This window comes from Streptomyces cellostaticus (assembly GCF_023630175.1).
Taxonomy (GTDB): Bacteria; Actinomycetota; Actinomycetes; order Streptomycetales; family Streptomycetaceae; genus Streptomyces; species Streptomyces cellostaticus_A.
The window spans coordinates 1-1,732 of sequence record NZ_JALLIN010000119.1 but is presented as its reverse complement, the minus strand read 5'-3'; the positions used below and the strand labels follow the sequence as shown (position 1 = coordinate 1,732).

The 1,732-nt window shown below is 70.3% G+C and carries 1 protein-coding gene; it reads left to right on the top strand.

Annotated elements, in window-relative coordinates; all coding sequences use genetic code 11:
* Positions 1-1,732, top strand: a 1,732-nt coding sequence (locus tag MXD57_RS31225; protein ID WP_250405578.1) for a type I polyketide synthase, incomplete at both ends; no start/stop codon positions are given.

The window sequence follows — 1,732 nt, the reverse complement described above, 5'->3', positions numbered from 1 at the left end:
GATCCGTGCCGCGCTCGCGAGTGCCGGTCTGTCGGCGGCCGACGTGGACGCGGTCGAGGCGCACGGTACGGGTACGACGCTGGGTGACCCGATCGAGGCGCAGGCCCTCCTCGCCACCTACGGCCAGGACCGGCCCGACGACCGGCCGCTGTGGCTCGGCTCCATCAAGTCGAACCTGGGCCACACCCAGGCCGCCGCCGGTGTCGCCGGCGTCATCAAGATGGTCCTGGCCATGCAGAACGGCCTGCTCCCGCAGAGCCTTCACATCGACGCCCCGTCCCCCCAGGTCGACTGGGAAACAGGAGACGTCGCCCTGCTGACCGAGCCGAAGGAGTGGCCGGACCCCGGCCGCCCGCGCCGGGCGGGCATCTCCTCGTTCGGCTTCAGCGGAACGAACGCCCACACCATCATCGAGCAGGCCCCGGTACGGGCGGAGGCTGAAGCGGATCCGGTCGGCGACACGGCTCCGGAACCCGCCTTCCTCCCGCTGGTGCTCTCGGCCAAGAACGACGACGCGCTGCGCGGCCAGGCCGAAAACCTCCGCGCACGGCTCGTCGCCGCTCCCGAGCTGCGCCTGTCCGACGTCGGTCGCACGCTGACCACCGGCCGCTCCTCGTTCGAGCGGCGGGCAGGGGTGGTGGCCGGCGACCGTGAGGGCCTGCTGGCCGGTCTCGCGGCCCTGGCGGAGGGCGCTTCGTCGGCTGGTGTGGTGACGGGTTCGCCGGTGGCGGGCAAGGTGGCGTTCCTGTTCACGGGGCAGGGCAGTCAGCGGCTGGGTATGGGCCGGGAGTTGTACGAGGCGTTCCCGGTGTTCGCGGAGGCGCTGGACGCGGTCTGTGCGCGGCTTGATCTGCCGCTGAAGGACGTTCTGTTCGGCGACGACCGAGCCGCTCTCGACCGTACGGAGTTCGCGCAGCCTGCGTTGTTCGCGGTGGAGGTGGCGCTGTTCCGGCTGCTGGAGAGCTGGGGCGTGAGGCCCGACTTCGTGGCCGGTCATTCGGTCGGTGAGATCGCGGCCGCGCATGTGGCGGGTGTGTTCTCGCTGGAGGACGCGTGTCGGCTGGTTGCGGCTCGTGGTCGGTTGATGCAGGCGCTGCCGTCCGGTGGCGTGATGATCGCGGTGCAGGCGTCGGAGGACGAGGTCCTGCCGCTGCTCACCGAGCGGGTCAGCATTGCGGCGATCAACGGTCCGCAGGCGGTTGTGGTAGCGGGTGACGAAGCGGACGCGGTGGCGATCGCCGCCCACTTCGAGGAGCAGGGTCGTAAGGCCAAGCGGCTGAGTGTGAGTCATGCGTTCCACTCGCCGCACATGGACGGGATGCTGGAGGACTTCCGTACGGTCGCGGAGTCGATCGCGTACGAGACCCCTCGTATCGCCATCGTGTCGAACCTGACCGGCGCCGTTGTCTCGGACGACGAGATGGGTTCGGCGGACTTCTGGGTACGGCACGTCCGGGACGCGGTCCGCTTCCTGGACGGGATCCGTGCGCTGGAGGCCGCCGGGGTCACGACGTACCTCGAACTCGGGCCGGACGGCGTCTTGTCCGCGATGGCGCAGGAATGCGCTACGGAGGCGAGGGCCGCATTCGTCCCCTTCGTGTGGCGCAGACGTCATGAGGCCGAGACGACCATGAGGGCCCTCGCCCAGCTGCACGTCCGTGGCGTGGCCGTCGACTGGCAGGCGCTTTACGGTACGGGCGGTCGGCGGGTCGATCTGCCGACGTACGCCTTT